Here is a 1201-nt window from a genome sequence, read left to right as displayed (position 1 = left end):
GGGGTCTGTCCAACGAACGGTGTAACTCGGGTGGTGTGAGTTAGCGGCGGCCGAGGGAGAGTCGGCCGTCGAAGGCGATGTCGAAGGCTTGCAGGGCGGGCTTCCAGCGCATGGTCCAGCGTTTGCGGCCCTGACCGGTGGGGTCCAGGCTCATGACGGCCATGTAGACGCGCTTGAGGGCGGCGGCCTCGTTGGGGAAGTGCCCGCGGGCCCGGACGGCCTTGCGTATGCGGGCGTTGACCGACTCGATCGCGTTGGTCGTGCAGACGACGCGGCGGATCTCGGTGTCGAACTGCAGGAACGGCACGAACTCGGCCCAGGCGTTCTCCCACAGCCGCACGATCGCCGGATACTTCGCGCCCCATTCCTCCTGGAAGTCCAGGAAGCGGTCCTCGGCCGCGCTTGCGGTCGGTGCGGTGTAGATGGGCTTGAGCGCCTTGGAGATCTTGTCCCAGTCCTGGCGGCCCGCGTAGCGGAACGACGCCCGGATCAAATGGACCACACAGGTCTGCGTGACCGCCTGCGGCCAGACCGTGCCGATCGCATCGGGCAGGCCCTTCAGTCCGTCGCAGACGACCATGCACACGTCCTCGACGCCGCGGTTCTTGATCTCGGTGAGGACCTGAAGCCAGTACTTGGCGCCCTCGCCGCCGTCGCCGGCCCACAGGCCGAGGATGTCGCGGGTGCCGTCCACGGTCACCGCCAGAGCGACATAGATCGGCCGGTTGGCGACCTGACCGTCGCGGACCTTCACGTGCACGCAGTCGATGAAGATCACCGGATAGACCGGGTCCAGCGGCCGGTTCTGCCACTCGGCCATCCCGTCCATGACCTTGTCGGTGATGGTCGAGATGGTCTGCTTGGACACGCTGGCGCCGTAGACCTCGGCCAGGTGCGCGGAGATGTCTCCGTGCGTCAGCCCCCGCGCGGACAGCGACAGCACCATCTCGTCGACGCCGGTCAGCCGCCGCTGACGCTTCTTGACGATCTGCGGCTCAAAGCTCCCGTCGCGGTCCCGCGGCACCGCGATCTCGACCAGGCCGACGTCGGTCAGCACGGTCTTGGACCTCACCCCGTTACGGGAGTTCCCACTGCCGGTACCGGCCGGGTCGTGCTTGTCGTAGCCCAGGTGGTCGGTGATCTCGCCTTCCAGAGCGGACTCCAGCACGCGCTTGGTCAGCTGCTGCAGGAGCCCGCCCTC

The 1201-nt window shown here is 67.5% G+C and carries 1 protein-coding gene; it reads right to left on the bottom strand.

All coding sequences use genetic code 11. The features are described 5' to 3' along the window. Positions 1 to 40: 40 nt before the first annotated feature. The coding region (locus tag ACWDAS_RS41450; protein ID WP_450401155.1) for an IS256 family transposase at positions 41 to 1201 on the bottom strand (1161 nt) is incomplete at its 5' end.

It is taken from the genome of Streptomyces sp. NPDC001070 (assembly GCF_053598835.1).
The sequence above is the reverse complement of the archived record's forward strand: the minus strand, read 5'-3'. Positions and strand labels throughout refer to the sequence as shown.